We start from the raw sequence: 20792 nt of genomic DNA on the forward strand, positions 1-20792 counted from the left end.
AACGGGAACGACCGGAACGATTCGGGGTCGCCGGACGTATTGATACGTGGCCGCACTGCTGTGACAGTTGGGAGCAGCTTAGGCCAAGGCATATACGCGTGTCCGGCGAATGAGAACGTAGGCTGCCCTCATGCCAAAGAAGCGCTCGGGCGGTGGCCTGTCGCCAACGCAGCAGGCCGCCAAGTTCCTCGGTGTCAGTGTGCTCGCCGGAGCCGTCATGGCCGGAATCGCCATGCCGGCCGCAGGTGCGCTGGGACTCGCGGCCAAGGGGTCGGTCCAGGGGTTCGACGACATCCCGGACAGTCTGAAGAGCCCACAGCTGAGCCAGCGGACCACGATCCTGGACAGCAAGGGGAACCAGATCGCCTCCGTCTACAGCCGCGACCGCACGGTGGTGGAGCTGAAGGACATCTCGCCGTACATGCAGAAGGCGATCGTCGCGATCGAGGACTCGCGCTTCTACCAGCACGGCGCGATCGACCTGAAGGGCGTCCTGCGCGCCGTCAACAAGAACGCGCAGAGCGGCGGGGTCTCCCAGGGCGCGTCCACGCTCACCCAGCAGCTGGTGAAGAACTACTTCGTCGAGGAGGCCGGTGACGACCCGACGAAGGTCGCCCAGGCCACCCAGCAGACCCTCGGCCGCAAGATCCGCGAGCTGAAGTACGCGATCCAGATCGAGGAGAAGCTCGGCAAGAAGAAGATCCTCGAGAACTACCTGAACATCACCTTCTTCGGCGAGCAGGCCTACGGCGTCGAGGCCGCCTCCCAGCGGTACTTCTCCCAGCCCGCCCGGAGCCTGAACCTCCAGCAGTCGGCGCTCCTCGCCGGCATCGTCCAGTCGCCCACCCGCTACGACCCGGTGAACGACGAGGCCGAGGCCAAGAAGCGGCGCAACACCGTGCTCCAGCGGATGGCCGAGGTCGGCGACATCTCCCAGGCGGACGCCGACAAGGCCAAGGCGACGGCGCTGGGCCTGAAGGTCAGCCAGCCGAAGAACGGCTGCATCACCGCGGTCAAGGGCGCCAGCTTCTTCTGCAAGTACGTCGAGAACGTCTTCCTGAGCGACCCCGTCTTCGGCCGGACCAAGGAGGCCCGCGCGAAGGTCTGGAACCAGGGCGGCCTGACGATCCGTACGACGCTCGACCCGCAATCCCAGGCCTCGGTGCAGTCCTCCCTCAAGGACCACATCTACAAGTCGGACAAGGTCGCCGCGGCGTCCACCCTGGTGGAGCCCGGCAGCGGCAAGATCCTCGCGATGGGCCAGTCGAAGCCGTACGGCTACGGCAAGAACGAGACGGAGTACAACTACTCGGTCAACGCCGACATGGGCGGCTCCAACTTCGGCTTCCCGACCGGTTCGACCTTCAAGCCGTTCGTGGCGGCGGCCGCGCTGGAGCAGGGCAAGTCGGCGACTCAGGAGTACTCCTCGCCGTACCAGATGGACTACCCGAGCCCCGTGCAGACCTGCGGCAGCACCCCGTGGAAGAACGACCAGAGCTACACGGTGGAGAACGAGAGCAACTCGGAGCACGGTCCCTACCGCATGAAGGAGGCGATGGCCAAGTCCGTCAACACCTACTTCGTGCAGCTCATCTCCGACATCGGGCTCTGCCCCGTGGTCAACATGACCGACAAGCTGCACGTGGTGCAGGGCAACGGCACCAAGCTGCCGGAGAGCCCCTCCATCGCGCTCGGCGCGGTGGGCCTCTCCCCGCTGACGATGGCGAGCGCGTACGCCACCTTCGCCGACCGGGGCATGTACTGCTCGCCGATCGCGATCGAGTCGATCACGCAGAAGGTCGGCGACAAGCAGAAGTCGCTCCAGGTGCCCAAGTCGACCTGCTCCCGCGCGATGAGCGAGACGACGGCCGACACGGTCAACACCCTGCTGCGCGGAGTGATCGACTCCGGCACGGGTACCCAGGCCGGCCTCACCGACCGCGAGAGCGCCGGTAAGACGGGTACGACGGACGAGCGCAAGAACGCCTGGTTCGTCGGCTACACCCCGAACCTGGCCGGCGCCGTCTGGGTCGGCAGCCCCAAGCAGAACGTGAAGATGGTCGACATCAGCATCGGCGGCGTCTTCAACCCCCTCGTCTACGGCGGTCAGGTTCCGGGCCCGATCTGGAAGGACGCCATGACCGGCGCTCTGGAGGGCAAGTCGGCGCAGACCTTCCACCTCGTCGACATCCCCGACCCCGGCAAGAGCAAGGGCGGCAGCGGCGACGGCAAGAACTCCGACAACGGGGGGAACACCAACGCCGGCACCGACACCGGCGGCGGCTTCATCGGCGGCCTGACGACCAACGGCACCACCACCGGCACCACGAACGGCGGCACCGACCCGACCCCCACGTTCTCCTTGCCCGACGGCTTCATCCAGGGCACGACGAACGGCGGAAACCGAGGCAACGGAAACGGCGGCAACCGGGGCTAGGGGCTGGTCCCGTCGCCCACCCCGTTCCGTTCACTTCGTTCTCTTCGTCTACGACGATGGGGGCGCCCCTTACAGCAGGGGCGCCCCCATCGTCGTAGACAACCCGCACGAGTCGCACAGGACGCACGGCTCGCACGCATCGCACGGGTCACATGGGAACAGGTTCGGGCGGGCGGGCGTGCCGGTGCCTGCCCCGGTATCTGTCTGGGACCCGGTGCCTGACCAGGAAAACGGGCTCAGCCGGCGAGCAGCTTCTTGACGACCGCGGCGACGCGACCGCCCTCGGCCTGGCCGGCCACCTTCGGGTTCACGATCTTCATGACGGCACCCATCGCACGCGGCCCCTCGGCACCGGCCGCCTTCGCCTCCTCAACGGCCTGGGAGACGATCGAGGTCAGCTCCTCGTCACTGAGCTGCTGGGGCAGGTACGCGGCGAGCACCTCGCCCTCCGCCTTCTCCTGCGCCGCCTGCTCGGGCCGACCACCCTGCGCGAACGCGTCCGCGGCCTCGCGGCGCTTCTTCGCCTCCTTGGTGATCACCTTGAGGACCTCGTCGTCGGAGAGCTCACGCTTCTCCTTGCCCGCGACCTCCACCTTCGTGATCGCGGTGAGCGTCAGCCGGAGCGTCGAGGAGCGCAGCTTGTCGTGCGCCTTGATGGCGGCGTTGAGGTCTTCCTGCAGCTTCGACTTGAGCGTGGTGGTCATGGCCCGATTCTCGCAGGTACGGGAGGACGGATGCCCGCCGATTAAAAGCGCGCGGGGATGCGGTGCAGTGGAGGGCGGAGTGCGGGACGGGGCCGGCGGAGGAGGTGGGCGCCGTGGGGCGGCGGCACGACGTCCGCCGGGAGACCGCGGGCTAACGTCCGCCCCGGGAACGGGATTTAAGGGGCACCGGGAGGTGAGCTCCGGCCCGGGTCTGACACGATGGCGGTATGCGCGCGCTATACGGAGTACCCCTGGGAATTGCGGCGGCCGGCGCCGCCGGTGTGGTGTATGCGGCGGGCTTCGAGGTCCGCTCCTTCCGGCTGCGACGGGTGACCGTCCCCGTCCTCCCGGCCGGCATGCGCCCACTGCGAGTGCTCCAGGTCTCCGACATCCACATGGTCGGCGGCCAGCGCAAGAAGCAGCGCTGGCTGCGCTCACTGGCCGGCCTGCGGCCCGACTTCGTGATCAACACGGGCGACAACCTCTCCGACCCGGAGGGCGTCCCGGAGGTCCTGTACGCCCTCGGCCCGCTGATGGAGTTCCCGGGCGCGTACGTCTTCGGCTCCAACGACTACTACGGCCCCAAACCCCGTAACCCCGCCCGGTACCTGTTCGAGAAGGCCGCGGGCCGCCACGGCCTCAACGGCAACGCACCCGCCGAAGGCGTCATCCACAACCCGTGGGAAGACCTGCGGGACGGCTTCGACTCGGCGGGCTGGCTCAACCTGACGAACACCCGGGGCACGCTGAAGATCGAGGGCGTGTCGGTCGAACTGACAGGCCTGGACGACCCGCACATCAAACGCGACCGCTACGCGCGCGTGGCCGGCGGCCCGTCCGAGTCCGCGGACTTCTCGATGGGCGTGGTGCACGCGCCCTACCTGCGCGCGCTGGACGCCTTCACGGCGGACGACTACCGCCTGATCCTCGCCGGCCACACCCACGGCGGCCAGCTCTGCATCCCCTTCTACGGCGCCCTGATCACCAACTGCGACCTGGACACCGACCGGGTGAAGGGCCTCTCCCGACACACGGCGGAGGGCCGCACCTCCTACCTCCACGTCTCGGCAGGCTGCGGAACGAACCGATACACCCCGGTCCGGTTCGCCTGCCCGCCGGAGGTCACCCTGCTGACGCTGGTGCCGCGGGCGTAGGAAGCCAGGGAACGGCGGGCGGGGGTACAAGGGGTACGGGGAACTGCGGGGAAAGCACGGGGCAGGCAGGCACAAGGGTCGCCGCAGCGGATTCAGAGTCCGAGTGGGGCCGCCCCCATGCCGGCCATGGAGCCCCTGGGACCATGCGGCGGCCCTGGCCCGTCGAGCGGTCACTCCCGCCTCCCGGGTAACCCACACGGCCTACCCATATCGCCCCTTTTGCCCGACCGCCCTAGCGTGAAGGCATGACGGCCCCGATACCCAGGGACATCCCGGACCTCCCCGCGCTCCCCGGAATGCCCTCGCCGCAGTCCTCATTCGTCCCCGCCACGGCGGTGGTGCCCCCCTGCGCCCGCCCGCTGACGGCGGTCTTCCGCCTCCTGGTGGCCCTGGCCGCCGGGGCGGCCGTGAGCATCGACGTGCTCCTCGGCAGCCCGGTCCGGGTACTGACCTACTTCACGATCCAGAGCAACATCCTGCTGGCCCTCGTCATGCTCCTCTCGGCCCGCCGGGCATGGACGGCCCGCCGCCCCCTCCCCTCGGCCGTCACCGGCGCCACGCTGCTCTACGTCATGATCGCGGGCCTGGTCTACCACCTGCTCCTGGTCCACGGCGCGAGCCCGTTCTCCCTCACCGGCGGCACGACGCCCCCGACCGGCTGGCAGGCGATCACCAACCAGGTCCTGCACACGGCGACCCCGATCGCGGCGGCGCTGGACTGGCTCCTGCTCACCGCCCCCGGCCGGCTGCACCTGCGCCAGGCCGCGAGCTGGCTCCTCTACCCCGTGGCATACCTGGCAGTCTCCCTCGTCCGGGGCGAACTGATCCTCCCCGGCACCCCCGGCCGCTACCTCTACCCCTTCCTGGACGTGGACCACCACGGCTACAAGCACGTCCTCGGCAACGCCCTCCTCCTCGGCCTCGCCTGCTACGCCCTCGCCATCCTCCTCATCGCCCTCGACCACACCCGCCCCAACCCGGTCCGCCACCGCGCCAAAACCGGATTTCGTCTCCAGCCACCAGTGGGCTAAAGTAAACGACGTCGCAGCGACAAGTTCCACCAGCAGCGACATCGGGGTGTAGCGCAGCTTGGCAGCGCGCTTCGTTCGGGACGAAGAGGTCGTGGGTTCAAATCCCGCCACCCCGACAGCTGAAACACCAGGTCAGGCCCGGTGCTGAGAGATCAGCACCGGGCCTGATTTGCATTCCGGGTCTGCTTTCGGAGCCGTTTGGGAACCGACTGCGGGGGCAGCCACCGGCGGCTCTCAACAAGTGGCGTTCCGCCTTCGAGTAGGCCGCGCCGGCGCCTGTGCCAGTGCCAGTGCCAGTGCCAGTGCCAGTGCCAGTGCCAGTGCCAGTGCCAGTGCCCCGGGAGCGTAAACCCCCACGGCTCATGCCGAGGAGTCCACGGACGGTACGACGATCGCCATGCACCCGTGGGCTCGTTGAACGCCCCGCAGCTCGCACTCCCGACCCGCTTCGGGGGCGTAGCCGACCGCGCCCGTCGGACAATCCCGAGCTCGCTCTCACCGCCCGCGCTCAAGGAGTGGCGCCTGATCACCATGTCCGAGCAGAGGGGGTGGCAGGGCGGAGATCGCTGACGCGGAACGTCTACCTGGGGCTCGGCCATCACCCGGACCCATCCCCCACGGGCCTCGGTTCGCAACCTGTCGTGCATGACCGCGGCCCCGAGCGGGGTCCTTCGGCACAGGTCCGTTGAGTGGACGGTCAGTCAGCTTCTCTCATCGGGCACGCACAACGCACTCCACTCGTCCGGATGACAGCTGGCTCTCGCTCAACCGGCGCGTTGCGATGGGGCGCATGTGGTTGCGGCGGAGTGACTCCGGGCCTCGGCTGCCCCCGTTCGGTCAGCTTCACGCCATGGTGGGAAGCGGATTCCGCAGCGACGCAAGATCACAGCTATCTTGCCGAGTCGTATCTGTTACCAGCGAGGCACCGTGAGTGAGCAGTCGAGCGTTGTTGCTCGCTGAGCAACGGGCCGTTCGGGGGAGGAAGCGGTGGCGGTCGACAGCAAAAGGTATGCGCAGACAACTGCCCCTGGGCTGGAAGCGGCCGCCGGGGCGATCGCCGCGTCGGGCATCGGGGCCTGCGCTGGAGTCGGTGCCGCCGTGGCGCAGGCGCTGCGGGTCGAGGGCGAGACGCTGACGACCTTCAAGAAGCGGGTCGATGATCTCCTGACCCAGCTGGAGGAGTCGAAGGCCGCCCCGCGCAGGATCGCGGGCGGTGCCCTGCCGACGGGACGGCTCGGGAGCTTCGACGAGGCCGACGCGCTGCACGCCTCCTACACGCGTGTGCACTCCCGCTTGGAACGGTTGTCCAAGATGCTGGCGCTGCAGATCGAGGGGCTGGTCGTCACGGTCGACGCGTCGAAGAGCGGCTACCACAACCTTGACGACGACATCCGCGACCGCTTGAACCGGATCCGGGTCGAGGCGGACGAGTTGATCTCCGGCGAGGCGGCTCCGGGGGCGAGGGCACACACCAGCGGCGCGTCGAACGGATCGGCCCGCGACCAGCGGGGCTTCCAGCCGGCGGATGAGGAAGCCCGTGGCCTGTGATGGCGGTGCCGAAGTCGGGGATGAGCGGCAACACGGTGACCGCGGCGGGGAAGGCGGGCCAACTTTCATGGCTGACTGGGGCAGTCGGGCCCGGCGGATGGTCAAGGAGACCCGGTTCGTCACCCACGATCCGGAAGAGCTGTGGGCCATGGTCGAGCCCGCGGACGGTGCGACGGCAACGGAGCTGGGCGACCTCCTGACTCAGGCCGCCAAGACGATCAAGGAGATCGGTGGCGACCTGCGCACGCACAGCAGGGCGGTCGAGTGGGACGGCGAGGGCGGCGAGGCGTTCCGGACGTGGTGCGACCACGCCGCGCTGGCCACGCTGAACCTGGGCGACTACAGCGAATCCGCAGGCAAGTGGCTCGGCCATGCCGCGGACACGCTCCACGAGGTCAAGCCCCAGCTGAAGATCCTGCGCAGGCAGAGCGCCACCGCACGGTCGGTGCTCGACGCGCACGCGGCGGAGGCGACGGGTGTCGGCAACCACGACGGCGGTCCCTCGGCCACCGAGGTGAAGACGGCCAAGACCCGGTACGCCAATGACAGCGCCGACGCCGCCGGCCTGATGATCAAGCTCGCCCAGTCGTACACGGCCTCGACCGAGCAGATCGACGCGCTGGAGGCGCCCGAGTTCCCGAAGCTGCCGGAGCGGTTCGTGCCGACCAGACTCCGCGGCGAGACTCCTGTCCCCGTTCCGGCCGGGAGTGGGGGCGCAGCGCGGGGTACGGTCACCGGAGGCGAGACGTCTGGGCGCAGTGCGGTCGTCAACACCCGCTCCAGCGAGCTCAGTTCGGTGCCGCACACCTCCACACCTCACCACCTGGCGCGTGTACCGGATGTGCCGGATGAAGTACCGGGCGACTATACGGACTCGACGAACACGGCGATCGACAGCGTCGGGACACTGCCATCCGCTCCAGCAGCGGAGGCCCCCGGAGTAGCTCCACCCTCCGGAACCGGTGGTCCGGAGGGTGGAGCATCGTCGCCGACTGGTCTGATCCGTCGTGCGTTCGAGGGTGCCGGGACGCTTTCGCCGAGCCCGGGTGTGGGCGCAGGCGCAGGCCGTACCTCCTACGGCGGCCGAAGCGCGCTGCCCATCGTGTCCGGGCAAAGTGCGTCCGGGAGCGCGCGCGCACCAGGCCTTGACCTGCCCACATTTCCCATCTCCGGTGCTGGCACGGGCAGTTCGCGTACGCCAGGGCGAGGACTGACCAGCCCCACGGGAGGCAACCCCGCGGGCGACAGGGGCGCCGGCGGCATCACCGGCGGCCGCCCCACCTCGCCTGCCGCGCGGCGATCCACCGGTGCGATTCCCCGCGGAACGGTCATCGGCGGTACCTCGAACCAGCAGCGGCCTCCCGTAGGCCGTGGTGCCATGACCGGAACCACGAGCCCAGCCGCCACGCCGGCGCGTACCGGACAACGCACGACAGCCGGAGAGGGAGCCGGGAGCGGACCGAGGCCACCTGCCCAGTCCGGCGGGATCGTCGGCGGGCAGCCGAGGCAGGCTCCGCAGCGCGGGAGGACCGCCTTCACGTCCGGGGGCGAGGGACTCGTACGGGGAGCCAACGCTGACGCCACACCGCTGCATGCCGACCACACCGGGCGCGGCGGCTCCCCTCCTGCCCAGCGTCACGCCGACCGCTCCACGCGTGACGAACGCAGCCGTATCCGTTCGAACCGTCCGGCGGAAGACGGTAGCGGCCAGGGGCCGGGCGATCGGCCCGTTACCCCACGAGCAACTGACTGAGCACGGCCCGTCCGACGAGCAGCCGCGACGAACATCCCCGACGAAAAGGACGACCATGCGCACCCGCAGCAAGCAGCCCAGACGACGTCATTTCGTCGTGCCAACTGTCGCAGGGATCCTGCTGGCAGGCGTCGCCGCGACGCCCGCGCAAGCTGACTCCATCCGCGACCGGCAGTGGCACCTCGACGCCATGCGGGCCGAGCAAATGTGGAAGACCAGCACGGGCAAGGGCATCACGGTCGCGGTGATCGACAGCGGCGTCCAGGACAGCATCCCCGACCTGCGCGGCCAGGTCGTGGCGGGCAAGGACTTCTCCAAACACCCCGGGGACGAACACACGGACTACGACGGCCACGGCACCGGCATGGCCGTCCTCATCGCCGGTACCGGCGGCCGAGGCGCCGCCGACGGCTCCTACGGTCTGGCTCCAGGCGCGAAGATCCTTCCGATCCGCACCCCGGACTTCATCGAGCAGAGCCGTACCGACGGCAACCCGGACGACTACCCCACCTACATGGCCAAGGCCATCCGGTTCGCCGCCGATTCGGACGCCCAGGTCATCAACATCTCGATGGGAAGTACGGCCCACTCGAAAGAGCTGACCAAGTCCGTCGCCTACGCCCTGTCCAAGGGCAAACTGATCTTCGCAGCAGTGGGCAACACCGGCGACGCCCTCGACGAGCTGGAGTATCCGGCGGCGACTCCCGGTGTCGTGGGCGTCGGGGCGATCGACAGAAACGTCAAGGCGACGAAGGAGTCGCAGCACGGCCCCCAGGTCGACCTGGTCGCTCCTGGCGAGGGCATGGTCGCCGCATGCCTCGAAAGCGAGACAGGGGTGTGCGAGACGCGCGGCACCAGCGATGCCACGGCCATCGCCTCCGCCTCCGCCGCCCTGATCTGGTCCAAGCACCCCGGCTGGACCAACAACCAGGTCCTGCGGGTCATGCTCAACACCGCCGGCAAACCCCAGAGCGGCAAGGAACGCACCGACTACCTCGGCTACGGCGCCGTACGCCCCCGCATCGCACTGACGCATCCCGGCGACCCCGGGCCCGCGGACAAGTATCCACTCGCCGACCTCGAACTCACGGCCGCCGGTTCGAACTCGCTTACCTCGAAAGCCTCTGAGTCCACAGGCACCGGTGCTCCGGCGAAGCACGACGGCTCCGCTTCTGCAGCCTCCGCTCATACGGAAGGCGGTACCTCATGGGTCGCGGTGGGCATCAGCGGCTTGTTGCTCCTTGGAGCCGCGATCACGGTCGCCGCTGTCGCCCGCAGGCGCCGGCCAGGACCTGGTGTCGTCTGAGTACAGCTACTCAGACGCACTGGTGGCCGATACGGATGAGGCCCGAGATGCGGTGACGCTACTGTGCTTCTCGATCACCAGAGCGTTGCGGTCGCTCTGTGTCAATCGCTGGGCGGCGTAGGACAAAAAACGGGAGGGTCACGCATGGCGTGGGAGGAGTGGGAGCAGCTCAAGGCCACTGCGCTCGACCGGCACTCCGCGCAGATGCGGCTCAACTCGCTACCGATGGATCGGGAAGGTGGCGGCACGAGTGGCGCCCGCACCCCGTCCCTCAAGTTGAGGTCCGACAGGAAGGCGTGGTCCGCGGCCGGCGAGGGTATCGGCGAGCTGCGGGACACCGCGGGCAAGGCGCGGACGGAGTTGGAGGACGGCCAGACCGGGCTCGACACGGGTCCCGGGTGTCTGACCGCGGCAGCCCAGAAGGGTGTGTACGACTCCTGGGAACGCCGGGTCAAGGACATCAGCGAGTTGTGTGACGGCCTCGCCGACGTGTTGGAGAAGGCGGGCAACGACCAGCTGAGGACCGACGAATCGATCAAGGCCGAGATCACCAAGCTGAGGGTCCGCTTCGAGGGTGGGTCCGTCGCCATGGGCCCGCGCAAGGGGCGGTGATCCTGAGCCATGGACCTCAAGACACTCAAGGCCGTCAAGCCGACCGAGTACACGCAGACAGCGGATGGATACCGCGCGGTCAGCGACATGGGCGACCTGGCCAAGAACCGCATCGACAAACAGATCACCTCGGCCCTGCAGAAGGCCAACGAGGGGGAGGCGACGGACGCGGCCCTGGAGCAGCTCCGCAAGCTGTCGGAGAACTTCCATTACGCCCAGGTCGAGTGCGGCCTGATCAGTGGAGCGCTCAACGGCTTCTCATCCGAGATCGTCGCCCCAAGACGCCGCTTGCTTGAGGCACTGGAGGACGCCAGAGCGCTGTCGTACACCGTGGAGGCAGACGGCCGCGTCGCGTACCCCGCTGGGGGCGAGAACGGGTTGACCGGTGACGAGGTCCCCGGCGGGACGGTTACGGGCGTCACTGGTCGATACAGCCCCGGACTGAACGCGGACACTCCCGGCCTGCACAGCGCGAACCCGCACCGTGCGAAGGCCCAGGACATCGCCGACCGTATCGCTCACGCCGTACAGGAGGCCACGGAGATCGACGACCGGTACGGCAAGGCGCTGGTAAAGCTCAAGGCGGCACCGGGACTGACGGTCAGCACCGGGACGTGGACGGACGTGGCTGCCGATGCCGACGTGGTCAGCTCCGCCGCGAGCGAGTACATCAAGGATCGCATCCCGCTGGACAAGTCACCCGCTGGCCGAAAGAAATGGTGGGACAGCCTCAGTGATGAGGAACGCGACGAATTCAAAAAAGCGTTCCCGGAAATTATCGGCAACCTGGACGGTATTCCGTCCAGGGTACGGGACGAGGTCAACCGCGATAACCTGGATATTTTGATCGGCAAGCTGGCGGGTGAAGGCGACGAAAAGGCCAAGACTCAGCTGGACGCTCTGAGAAGCATTCAGCAACAGTTGCAGGGCAACGCCGCAAAGCAGTTGGTGGACCCGAAAGAGCCACCCATGTTTCTGTTGGGGATCGGTGACACAGGGCAGGGTCGGGCCATTGTCGCGTTCGGGAACCCAGATACGTCGAGGAATGTGTCGGCGTACGTCCCCGGTCTCGGCACCGCTCTGGACACGGACTTCGCCAGGAATGATGTGAAGCGAGCCTATGACACGGCAGTCGATGCCAGGGGCACGGATCCGTCCAGTGCGTCCATCGTGTGGCTGGGTTACGACGCGCCTCAACTCTCCGCACCAGCGGACCCGGCAACCCTCGTGTCCGATACGGACGTCACGTCTTCTCATGACGCGGAGAAAGGTGCTTCGTCCTACAACTCATTCATGGGCGGACTCGCGGTGACGAACGATCATAAGGATCCGCACCTTGTCGCGATCGGGCATTCGTACGGTTCTCGCCTGGTAGGGGCCGCGACGCAGGGGCCAGGGGGGATCCCAGGCGCCGATGACATCATTCTTGTCGGGAGTCCTGGCACGGGCGTGGACAAGGCTGAAAGGCTCGGAGTCGGCAAGGATCATGTTTTTGTGGGTGCGGCCGAGAACGACCCCGTCAGTCACCTTCCGTCCAAGAAGGAGGCCATCGCTGGTACCGCCGGATTTCTTGGAGGCGGCCCAGCGGCGGCGTACCTCTTCGGGGACACCGCGGATCAAGGTGACGACGACATCTGGTTTGGCAAAGACCCGGCCAGCGAGGCGTTCGGTGCCAGACGGTTCAAGGTGTCGGACGGGCCGATGCCAGTGATCGACGGGCAGGGACCGACGCCGGCACATTCCAACTATTTCGACCCGGCCAAGGACAAGGACCCCGTATCCGCTGCGAACATCGCAGCCATTGTCGCGGGCCGGCCCGACCTCGTGACGTGGGATGTATATCGATGAATATTCGCGCTGCGGCCCTCATCGCGTCAATCCTCGTCGTTTCTGGATGTGGTCTCGTCGGAGTCGGCGGAGGCGAAGGAAAGAAAACAGGGGCTACGGAGGAGACAAACATGAACATGCAAGAGGCGGGCGATCACGCAGAGAGCATCATCGACACGGCCCTCAAGGCGATCAACCCGTCAGTCGGGGTCATGCGGGGGCCGTCGAGCGACTCCAGCTGCACCGACTTCAAGAACGAGGGCACCGGCACCGGCTCGGTGACCCGACGACGCTATGTGCTGACGGTCATCTCAGCGGAGCGGCGTGGCAGTTTTCTCGGTGTTGTGGAGCGTCACTGGAAGAAACTCGGCTACAAGATCACGTCGGTGCGAAACAGTTCCGACATGCCGGCGATCTTCGCAACCGCGCCCGACGGCTTCGAGATCAGCCTGGAGTTCGGTTACAAGGGCCAGGCCGGGTTCCATGTCACCTCCCCGTGTGTCACCGAGTCGAAGGTTACCGAAGCGCCCAGGAAACCTCTGGATCCAGGCTCCCCAGAATCCAAGGGACTCCCCTACATCCACTCGGATTTCTGGTCGGCGCGCACCCCGATCGCCTCTTCCTCACCGGAGTCGTCCGTGGGAGAAGGGTGATGCGGGGCCAGGCGTGCTGCGTACGCGGGCCCGCTACGAGTGCGTAAGAGGAGAGGCGCTCCGACTCGCCCAGGCCTTCCCGGAGAGAGTGCTACCGGACGGGCCCGAACCAAACCGGACCGCACCGCACCGCACCGGACGAGCCCGAACCCGACCACCCCGCCCCACCTGTCCCCCATAACGCCCAACAGCCATTCCAGCCCGCCCCCACCCCCGCCCCCGTCGTCAAGCCGACCCCCCCCGCCACGATGCCCGACAGGGTGAGGGTGAAGAAGGCCACGCCCCAGAGCAGGGCGTGGCGGATGCAGCGGTATTTGGTCCAGGCGATCTGGGACAGGGTTGCCAGTTGGCTCAGGTCTCTGGATACGGGGTCGGTTCGGCGGACCGTCTGTTCCAGGTAGGCGAGGGACTGCGCCAGTCGCGCGTCGCCGAAGTAGTGGGCGCGGGAGTGGTGGGGTGTGCCGAGGCGCGGGGTGACCGCCAGGCCCAGGAGGACGAGTGCCGGTACGCAGGCGGCGCAGCCCACCCACAGGAGCAGCTGGGGAACGACCGGGTACTGGCTGGGGGCGACGATGCCGCTGCCGATCGCGCCGAGCAGGGCGGTGAGGGCCGCGCCCAGGGACGCGAGCAGGAGGCCGGCCTTGCTGTCGGCCCTCGCGAGTTCCTCGCGCGCCTCGGCCAGGAGGACTCTGGCCAGTTCCGCGCCGCGGTCGGCTGCCGCGTAGGTGTCCGGGCTCGTACCGTCGTCGCCTGCTGGTGTGGCCATGCCTTTCTCCCTCTTTCCGTCCGCGTGGGGCGACCGCCCCGGTGTGCGGGGCGGTCGCATGGTCGTGATCGTGGTGCACGCGGGTGTGTCAGACCGCGGCGGAGCGGCGGAGTTCGTCCTCCAGCGCGTTCACCGCTTGGCGCACCCGGATGTTCATCGCCGCCGTGTGTTCCCGGAGCGCCGCCTCCGACTCCGCGCGGCTGCGCCGGACCTCCTGTTCGACGGTGTCCTGGGAGATCTCGAAGTTCGCCATGGCGCGGCGCTCGGTGAGCCGCACCTCCTCGGCGTGGATCGTGACGGCGCTGTTGCTCTCGGCGGTGAGCATCCGGTCGTACGCGGTCTCGCCGCTCAGGTACTTCACGAGCACCGGGAGCACGTCGATGAGGACGAACAGCAGACGGATCAGCCAGATGCCCACGAACAACACGGAGTTGCCACTGGCGAGTTGATCGAGTGCCCGCATCCGTTCCAGGACACCGATCTCCTTCTGTTTGGCCCGTTCCTCGGCGAGCCGTTGCTCTATGCCGGCGGCCCGAGCCTTGAGGAACGTGCCACGTGAGGAGGTCAGGCCGGCCTCGATCTTGGAGATGTCGCTGTTCATCCCCGCCAGTCGCGTCTCGTTCTCGCTCGTGCGGTGGGTGGTCCGGTACTCCCGTGCCTTGTCGCGCAGGCGCACACACTCGGAGCTGCGCTCGTACAGGCCGGTCGCGGCTATGCGGATCAACCGGGCGCATTCGGACCGTACTTGGGCGTCGATGGCCTCCTGTCGAGCGGTCTCCTTGTCCACCCGCTGCTGGAGAACGGCGGCGTCCGAGCGCAGCGCGACGAGTTCGTCCGCTCGTCCGCCAGGCGTCGCGCGGAAGGAGAGAACGTACGACGTGTCGCAGTGCGCCGAGGGGACGTCCCGCGTCGTGGACGGTACGGGGTTGCAGCGGACCAGGTTGGTGCGCAACTGATCGATGGTGCCCGTGCGTTCGTCCGCGACACGCTCCTCGATGGCCGTCTGGAAGATGCGCAGCACCAACGGCTCGGCGATCACCGCGCCGAGCATCAGGGCGATCAGCAGACGCATCAGGACGGGCCCGATCCGTTGCCGCGCGTTCGGCTGGGGTGTGACCAGCCAGCGGTCGAGGTTGAGGACGAACAGCATCCAGATGACCGTGGGCACCAGGGCCAGGAGGGAGAACCCGCCGAGCACCTCGCTCGCGAAGTTCCACATGGAGAACGCCGCGACGACGGCGGTGCCCAGCACCACTCCGCCGAGGGCCGTGTACTTGTTCCGCTCGTACCTGACCCGGCCCAGCAGTTCCTCGTCGACGCCGGTCAGGGCCCGCAGTCGTCGTGCGGCGCGGAAGTCGGAGCGGCGGTGGGCGCGGCCGGCGGCATGTCCCCTGCCGGTGGTGCGCGCGGCGAAGCCGTGCACGGGACGTACGTCGGTGGTGCCGTTCGGGGTGCGCGCGGCAGCCGTCTCGCCGGCGCCCGGGTCCTCCGCCGTGCCGGGAACCCTCGCTCTCGTCAGGAAGTCAGTCAACGAGATCGTCCTCATCCTTGACGAAGCCGCCCTGGGCGTCACGCGAGCCGTCGCGGGCCGTCGGTGTGCGGCCGGGGCCCGCCGGTCCGGACTCGACCATGCGGGCGGTGTCCGCGGCGGCCATGACGCCGGCCGTGCCCGGTCCGCCCGTCTCCTGCAATACCCGGTCCAGGACCTGGTGGTAGTCGACGTACTCGCTGCCGCCCATCTGCCGGAGGAGCGTCAGCAGCATGTCGCGACGCAGCTGCGCGTCCGCCGTCTCCAGTGTCTGCGCGTGCGCGCGCTCAGTGGCCTCGGCGGTGTGGCGGCGGCCGGACTCGGTCTCGCTGATCCGATGGATGCGGGCGGCCACCTCGGTGACGTCGATCTCCTTCCGCGCGATGCCGAAGGCGTCCACGTGGTCGGAGCCCTGGGAGAGCAGTTCCGCGACCTGGCGGGCGTCCTGGGTCTCGAAGTCGCGCTGTCCGCGCTGGAGTTCCCAGGAGCGTCGCTCGTCTCGTACCTTCTGCTCCCAGTTGCGCAGGTCGTCCGAGGCGTGTACCTCGGCGGAGACGAACTCGACGCTCATGCCCGCGACGCGCGGTGGCACGATCGCGCTGTACGCGGTCATACGGTGACTTGCCTCGGTGCGCACCGCGTTGATCTCCTCCACGCGGTGCCCGGCGCTCACCCGGGGCAGGTCGCTGTCGCCCATCAGGTAGGCGCGCAGCGGGACTTCGACGTCGATGATGCCCTGCCGGGCGATGATGACGGGGTCGGTCACCTGGCAGGTGAAGGTGGCCCGCAGCGTGAAGTTGTCCGCTTCGCTCACCGAGGGCAGCGGACGCTCGACGTCGACCAGGCGGGCCCGCGTGTCGACCAGGCTGACCGAGGAGGCGTCGAGGACGTCGGGATGGGACGGATCGAACACCATCCCCTCGGGAAAGGTGCGGTAGTTGCCGCCGATCCGGAAGACGTAGACGGAGCCTGGCGGCAGCGGCGGCACGTCCTCACGGCGGCGGCGCCGAGCCAACCAGCCGGCCTGGACGGTGGCCAGGATGTGCTCGGCTATGACCGGGTAGCTCACTTGCTTCGGCCTCCTTGGACGTAGGGAGAGGGGGCGTTGGACGCGAGGGGCGGGGTGGGGCGCCGGGGGTCTGACGGTGCCCGGGAGCGCAGCGATCCGATGAGCACCTCGGCCAGTCGCTGGGCCCCCGGCATCGCGTACGCGGGGTGCTTCAGGGCCACGGACAGGTGGCGGCGGAGCGCTGCCCACTGCCGCGCACTCATCTCGCTCCGCATGGCGTCGCCGAGTTCGCGCACGGCGGCGGTGACGGACGGGTCGTCCCGCAGCTGCACCAGCGTCCGGCACAGCGCGGTCACCGCCCGGCTCCGGTTGCTGCTGTGCAGGACGTCCGCCCACAGTGATCCGAGCTGGCGTGCGCTGCCGGGGACCGCGCGCAGCAGGGCGGCGGTGAGGGGCTCGACGGTCTCCAGCCGGGTGGCTTCGAGGAGTTCGAGGTCGGTCCGCAGCGCGGTCGACCGCTCCCGCGACCCCGGGGCCGTCCGCGCGGTGACGGTCCTGACGTACCGGAGGATCAACAGGGCGCGTTCCGGGTCCTGTTCGGCGGTCTGCAACAGCAGGACGAGGGAGCGGCGGGCGGAGAACGCGACCCGCTCGCCCCGATTGGCCAGGAACCAGAGCCAGTTGAGCGCGTCCAGGCGGTAGAGCGAGCCCAGGCGTCCGGTCAGTGCCATGGCCGCCGTCACCGCCCGCCCGGCACCCCGGTTGTCCACCCAGCTCTGCACGATGGACAGTGCCTGCGGGGCGAGGTGCTCGACGTTGCACATGAACTGGAGCGTCAGCGCCGCGGTCACCCGCTGGCTGGTCACGCCGTCGGACCACACGGTGAGCAGGTTCTCGTCGACCTCGGCCAGCGCGTACTGGGCCAGGAGCGCGACCCCGCGGGCCACCTCGGTCCGGGTGGCGAGGTCTCCGAACAGCGCCAGCTCACTCAGCCACTGGCGCAGCGGATACCAGAGCGCGTAGCCGTACAGGTCGTGCAGCTCCCCGATGACGAGTTCACGGACGCGCGGCGAGGTGAAGACCAGGCTGCGCTCGCTCCGCCCGGCGTCCCGGCCGGGGCCGAGCCGGCGCTCGGTCGTCACGAGCCCCGCCGCCCGCTCCCGCCAGCGGGCCCGTGACTGGTCGGCCATCGCGCCGTACAGCGGCGCTCCGCCCGAGCCGTCCGACGCCGCGACCGGGATCTCCCCGCTCTGCTCCCAGTTGCGCACATGAACGGCGAGAGCGGCGCAGCCCTTCTCGAACGTCCGCTCCGGGATCCCCTCCAGGAAGGCCAGGGCGGCGAGGGGCAGGAGGTCGTCCGCGGTGGGTTGTCCGCCGAACCACGCCCGGACCCGCTCCTTGTGCCGGTCCCGCAGGGTGTCGAGGGCCGCCTCCGCGCCCTTCTCGGACAGGGCGACGGCCGCCGCGACGACGTCCGCGGGCCGCCGCTGCTCGCCGACGCGGGCGAGCAGTTCCGTCTCGGTGTCCGGCTCGATGGCGGTGCGCGGCAGCTCTGCGGCGCAGTGCCCGAACAGTTCCACCGGGTCGGGGGCCTCCCACGGAACGCAGTGGTCGCGCAGGGCCAGCCGCCGACGGGCGGTGTCACCAGTGGTGACCACCAGGTAGGAGCCCTTGCGGGCGAGTTCCTCGCTCAGCCTCCCGATCTCGTACGCCTGCACGGCCTCGGGGCGCAGTTCACCGACGTAGTCGAGGATGACGTACCCCTGGCCCGGTCTGAGGTCGCGGGAAGCGACCAGCTCGGCGAGGGCGTTGGCGGGCGACAGGCTGCGCAGGGTGGCCTTCCTGCCCAGCATCTTCCTGAGCAGGGCGAGAGAACCGGCGCCCCGGCCGCAGTTGTCCTGGCCGGTCAGTACGACGAGCGCGTTGTCGCGCAGCCGGCTGAGCGCGGTGTCGAAGCAGGGCTGCGGCGGGAGGTAACACCGCAGGGCCCGGTCCGTCTCGTCGGGCTCGATGGTGCCGGGAGTGAGTCCGGGCGACGCGGCGGCGCCGAACCCGAAGGCCGCTCCGGCGGCGTCGACGACACCGTAGAAGTTGTTGTTGACGAGCTGGTGCACACGGCGCAGGTCGTCATAGCCCCGGTCGTCGTCCGCCCGCTCGTCCGACTCCTTGGGCCGTTCGGCGGCGTCGTTCCTCGCGGGATCCGGCTGCGGGCCCTCCCCCTCGGCCGCCGGTACGCGTCGGTCCGGGTTCTCGGGCGCGACATCCTCGTCGTAAGCGGGGACGGGCGGTACGGCCGAACCGTCGTCCGGGGCGGCAGCCTCAGTCACGAGGTGTCCCGAAGCCGAAGACCGCGCCCCGGGCGTCCACGGCGCCGGCCACGTTGGTGACGTTGATCTTCTCGGCCCGGTAGTCGTTCCTGAAACCGGTCCCGCCGTCGGATCCGCCCGCGGCGGCCGGCCTGAGCCGGTCCGCCGCGGGCTCCCCCCGCACCGGAGCCACGGGCTTCCCCGTCTCCGTGGTTCCGGGCTCGGACGAGGCGGCGAGCGGTACGCCGAGCGTGGGTACGCGCAGCCAGGCCGTCGCCTCGTACTCCTTCACCTGGACGGCGACCCGGGTGAACTCGTCGCCGGACAGGGTCGTGTGGCCGCCGACGACCGTGGACCGGAAGACCTCGTCGGAGAGCAGCAGCACCAGGGCGGCGGCAGGGTGCGCGGCCAGGGCGTCGTACAGCTGAGGTGCGTTCAGCAGCCGGGCCGTCGCCACCACGGCCGAACCGGCGAAGCCGTTTTCGGCCAGCTCCACCAGGCCCTGGTGGATGACGGCGCGTAGCCGCATCCGGGCCTCCGGCACGCGCTGGGAGTTGTGGACGCCCAACTCGCTGACGAGGTGGCGGACGTAGTCGTCGACCAGCCGGGGCTCGGTGCCGTCCAGGGGACGCACCGCGAGCTGCTCGTCGCCCTTGCGCTGGATCTGCCACCGGGCACGGTCGAGACCGGCGCCTCGGGCGGCGCGATCAAGGATCCGCGGCAGGTCGTGCTGGATTTCGGACTGCCCGCGGTCGTTCTTTCCGCCGTAGGCCTGTGCGTCCACGGCTATACACATGCAGGGGTGGAACCCTGACCACTCAACCACCCGATCATTCCTCTCTGGGCAGGCTGTGGGCGAAGACTGCCCACGAAGTGCTGTCCGAGAGGCTAGGAGAGGGCGCGCGAAGTGATCCCGTATCACTACGGGTTGTCGGCAACGACTTTGGCGAATTCGAGCAGTTTCGGAACGTCACAGATGGTTATGCTGCGGTAACTGCGCTCCACCAGCCCCATGGCGGTCAGACTGGCCAGACTCTTTTCGGCCGTGTTGAGGGCGAGGCCGGCCAGCGACGCGAGTTCTCCCTGGGTGAGCGTCACGCCCAGGTCGCACCGCGTGCCGTCGCCGTCCCGGGTGGCCGGCGCGTAGGCCTGGCTCAACTCGGCGAGGACCCTGGCCAGCCGGGTCAGCGAGTCGTAGGCCCGGAAGTCGATCCGGCGCCTGTTGGCCCAGCGCAGTCGTGCGCACAGCATGTGGAGGATGGCGCGCATGGCGTCCGGGTGGCGGCTGAGGAAGTTCTCCAGCGTCCGCACCTGGATGATCTGGGCGGTCACGTCACCGCACGCGACCACCGTGCCGGACCTGGGCCGCTCTTCGAAGGCCGCCATCTCGCCGACGAGGTCACCCGCGATGCGGACGGCGAGCAGCATGTCGTAGCCGCTCTCGGAGCTGGCGACGACTTTCACGACACCGCTCGTGATCAACAGCACGTGGCGGCTCTCGTCTCCCTGCTGCAAGAGGGGCCGGTGCGGTGGATAACTGATCGGAGTGCCCTGTCCGAGCAGTTCCGCGCGCGTCGTACTCCGCAACCGGCCGAGAAATGTGGACTGCAGCCACGTGTGATGCACCAGGACCCCCGACAATCTCGCTCAGCGCCGCGACGCGCCGTGCAAATGTCTGCCCATGCTGCCGCCGTGCCGTGTTCCGGCATACCGGGGTGACAAGATGTGGCCGGTTTCCTTGCTTCATTGCCAAGTCTGATCGAATGACCGTTCTCAGTAAGCACAAAATCAGCGCGAGTCGATCTTTTGTGACCGGTTTCTCTATCGCGGATGTCGCGCAGGAAAGCGCACCGGAACTGGAGCGGTCCAGCGGCGGCCGGCACGGTGTGCCGCGCGTCGGCGACCGGGGGGGAAAGCCGTTCCGCCCCGGCGGTACGGCCGGACGGTCGCGCCACGGCTGCTACCCGCCGGGCGGCGACGGACAGGCCGCCCACCGGCCGGGATGACCGCCACACCGTTCGGCTCCGGTCCCTCCCCTCGTGCGGACCGGTGCCGAACGGTGCGGGCGGCGGCGTGAGCACGGTCCGAGCGGGCCGTGTCACGGGTCTTGGGCTCACCCGTCGCCGGCTCGCGGGATGAGACCGTCGCCGTACTCCGG

General features: G+C 68.9%; 16 protein-coding genes and 1 tRNA gene. 10 read left to right on the forward strand and 7 right to left on the reverse strand.

Annotated features, from left to right (window positions below; all coding sequences use genetic code 11):
• Positions 1–130 precede the first annotated feature (130 nt).
• Positions 131–2437, forward strand: a complete 2307-nt coding sequence (locus ABZT12_RS01055; RefSeq protein ID WP_356375193.1) for a transglycosylase domain-containing protein — start codon at positions 131–133, stop codon at positions 2435–2437.
• A 236-nt stretch (positions 2438–2673) separates the two neighbouring features.
• Here the strand turns inward: ABZT12_RS01055 and ABZT12_RS01060 are convergent, their stop codons facing one another.
• Complete coding sequence (locus ABZT12_RS01060) at positions 2674–3141, reverse strand: GatB/YqeY domain-containing protein (protein ID WP_356375195.1); 468 nt, start codon at positions 3139–3141, stop codon at positions 2674–2676.
• A 227-nt stretch (positions 3142–3368) separates the two neighbouring features.
• On the opposite strand from ABZT12_RS01060, the gene ABZT12_RS01065 reads away from it, so the two are divergent.
• The 9 genes from ABZT12_RS01065 (at position 3369) to ABZT12_RS01105 (ending at position 13025) form a co-directional block, all read left to right on the forward strand.
• On the forward strand, positions 3369–4295 hold the full coding sequence (locus ABZT12_RS01065; RefSeq protein WP_356375198.1) for a metallophosphoesterase: 927 nt from the start codon (positions 3369–3371) through the stop codon (positions 4293–4295).
• 245 nt (positions 4296–4540) lie between these two features.
• Positions 4541–5326, forward strand: coding sequence for a Pr6Pr family membrane protein (locus ABZT12_RS01070; RefSeq protein WP_356375201.1), 786 nt, complete (start codon positions 4541–4543; stop codon positions 5324–5326).
• Between the two features lie 42 nt (positions 5327–5368).
• A tRNA-Pro gene (locus ABZT12_RS01075) sits at positions 5369–5442 on the forward strand.
• 871 nt (positions 5443–6313) lie between these two features.
• Positions 6314–6874: a hypothetical protein gene (locus ABZT12_RS01080; RefSeq protein WP_356375204.1), complete on the forward strand. Its 561-nt coding sequence runs from the start codon at positions 6314–6316 to the stop codon at positions 6872–6874.
• Positions 6875–6941: 67 nt separating this feature from the next.
• Positions 6942–8627, forward strand: a complete 1686-nt coding sequence (locus ABZT12_RS01085) for a hypothetical protein (protein WP_356375207.1) — start codon at positions 6942–6944, stop codon at positions 8625–8627.
• A gap of 97 nt (positions 8628–8724) precedes the next feature.
• Positions 8725–9933 carry a type VII secretion-associated serine protease mycosin gene (gene mycP / locus ABZT12_RS01090; protein ID WP_356375210.1) on the forward strand — a complete coding sequence of 403 codons (1209 nt, stop codon included), beginning with the start codon at positions 8725–8727 and terminating at the stop codon, positions 9931–9933.
• 144 nt (positions 9934–10077) lie between these two features.
• Positions 10078–10545 carry a hypothetical protein gene (locus tag ABZT12_RS01095; RefSeq protein WP_356375213.1) on the forward strand — a complete coding sequence of 156 codons (468 nt, stop codon included), beginning with the start codon at positions 10078–10080 and terminating at the stop codon, positions 10543–10545.
• Positions 10546–10554: 9 nt separating this feature from the next.
• On the forward strand, positions 10555–12393 hold the full coding sequence (locus ABZT12_RS01100; RefSeq protein WP_356375216.1) for an alpha/beta hydrolase: 1839 nt from the start codon (positions 10555–10557) through the stop codon (positions 12391–12393).
• 110 nt (positions 12394–12503) lie between these two features.
• Positions 12504–13025, forward strand: a complete 522-nt coding sequence (locus tag ABZT12_RS01105; RefSeq protein WP_356375219.1) for a hypothetical protein — start codon at positions 12504–12506, stop codon at positions 13023–13025.
• Positions 13026–13116: 91 nt separating this feature from the next.
• Here ABZT12_RS01105 and ABZT12_RS01110 read toward each other — a convergent pair whose 3' ends face one another.
• From ABZT12_RS01110 to ABZT12_RS01135, 6 genes are all read right to left on the reverse strand, one after another.
• Entirely contained in the window at positions 13117–13791 is a 675-nt protein-coding gene (locus tag ABZT12_RS01110; RefSeq protein WP_356375223.1) for a Pycsar system effector family protein, read from the reverse strand.
• 88 nt (positions 13792–13879) lie between these two features.
• Entirely contained in the window at positions 13880–15322 is a 1443-nt protein-coding gene (locus ABZT12_RS01115) for a DUF4407 domain-containing protein (protein WP_356375226.1), read from the reverse strand.
• Positions 15315–16388, reverse strand: a complete 1074-nt coding sequence (locus ABZT12_RS01120) for a hypothetical protein (RefSeq protein ID WP_356375229.1) — start codon at positions 16386–16388, stop codon at positions 15315–15317. The genes ABZT12_RS01115 and ABZT12_RS01120 overlap by 8 nt, the downstream gene beginning before the upstream one ends.
• Positions 16385–18655, reverse strand: coding sequence for a hypothetical protein (locus ABZT12_RS01125; protein ID WP_356375232.1), 2271 nt, complete (start codon positions 18653–18655; stop codon positions 16385–16387). Before ABZT12_RS01125 ends, ABZT12_RS01120 begins: the two co-directional genes overlap by 4 nt.
• Positions 18648–19430 (reverse strand): hypothetical protein, encoded by a 783-nt coding sequence (locus tag ABZT12_RS01130; protein ID WP_356375235.1) that lies wholly within the window; start codon positions 19428–19430, stop codon positions 18648–18650. The genes ABZT12_RS01125 and ABZT12_RS01130 overlap by 8 nt, the downstream gene beginning before the upstream one ends.
• Positions 19431–19555: 125 nt before the next feature.
• On the reverse strand, positions 19556–20260 hold the full coding sequence (locus tag ABZT12_RS01135; protein ID WP_356375238.1) for a Crp/Fnr family transcriptional regulator: 705 nt from the start codon (positions 20258–20260) through the stop codon (positions 19556–19558).
• Positions 20261–20792 lie beyond the last annotated feature (532 nt).

It is taken from the genome of Streptomyces sp. NPDC005423 (assembly GCF_040606415.1).
Lineage (GTDB): Bacteria > Actinomycetota > Actinomycetes > Streptomycetales > Streptomycetaceae > Streptomyces.

Excerpts from the sequence above, each read along its gene's own strand:
- ABZT12_RS01095 (WP_356375213.1), top strand. The coding sequence starts at position 10,078 with ATGGCGTGGGAGGAGTGGGAGCAGCTCAAGGCCACTGCGCTCGACCGG.
- ABZT12_RS01085 (WP_356375207.1), top strand. The coding sequence starts at position 6,942 with ATGGCTGACTGGGGCAGTCGGGCCCGGCGGATGGTCAAGGAGACCCGG.
- ABZT12_RS01060 (WP_356375195.1), bottom strand. The coding sequence starts at position 3,141 with ATGACCACCACGCTCAAGTCGAAGCTGCAGGAAGACCTCAACGCCGCC.
- ABZT12_RS01105 (WP_356375219.1), top strand. The coding sequence starts at position 12,504 with ATGAACATGCAAGAGGCGGGCGATCACGCAGAGAGCATCATCGACACG.
- ABZT12_RS01065 (WP_356375198.1), top strand. The coding sequence starts at position 3,369 with ATGCGCGCGCTATACGGAGTACCCCTGGGAATTGCGGCGGCCGGCGCC.
- ABZT12_RS01130 (WP_356375235.1), bottom strand. The coding sequence starts at position 19,430 with ATGTGTATAGCCGTGGACGCACAGGCCTACGGCGGAAAGAACGACCGC.
- ABZT12_RS01055 (WP_356375193.1), top strand. The coding sequence starts at position 131 with ATGCCAAAGAAGCGCTCGGGCGGTGGCCTGTCGCCAACGCAGCAGGCC.
- ABZT12_RS01070 (WP_356375201.1), top strand. The coding sequence starts at position 4,541 with ATGACGGCCCCGATACCCAGGGACATCCCGGACCTCCCCGCGCTCCCC.
- ABZT12_RS01110 (WP_356375223.1), bottom strand. The coding sequence starts at position 13,791 with ATGGCCACACCAGCAGGCGACGACGGTACGAGCCCGGACACCTACGCG.
- ABZT12_RS01100 (WP_356375216.1), top strand. The coding sequence starts at position 10,555 with ATGGACCTCAAGACACTCAAGGCCGTCAAGCCGACCGAGTACACGCAG.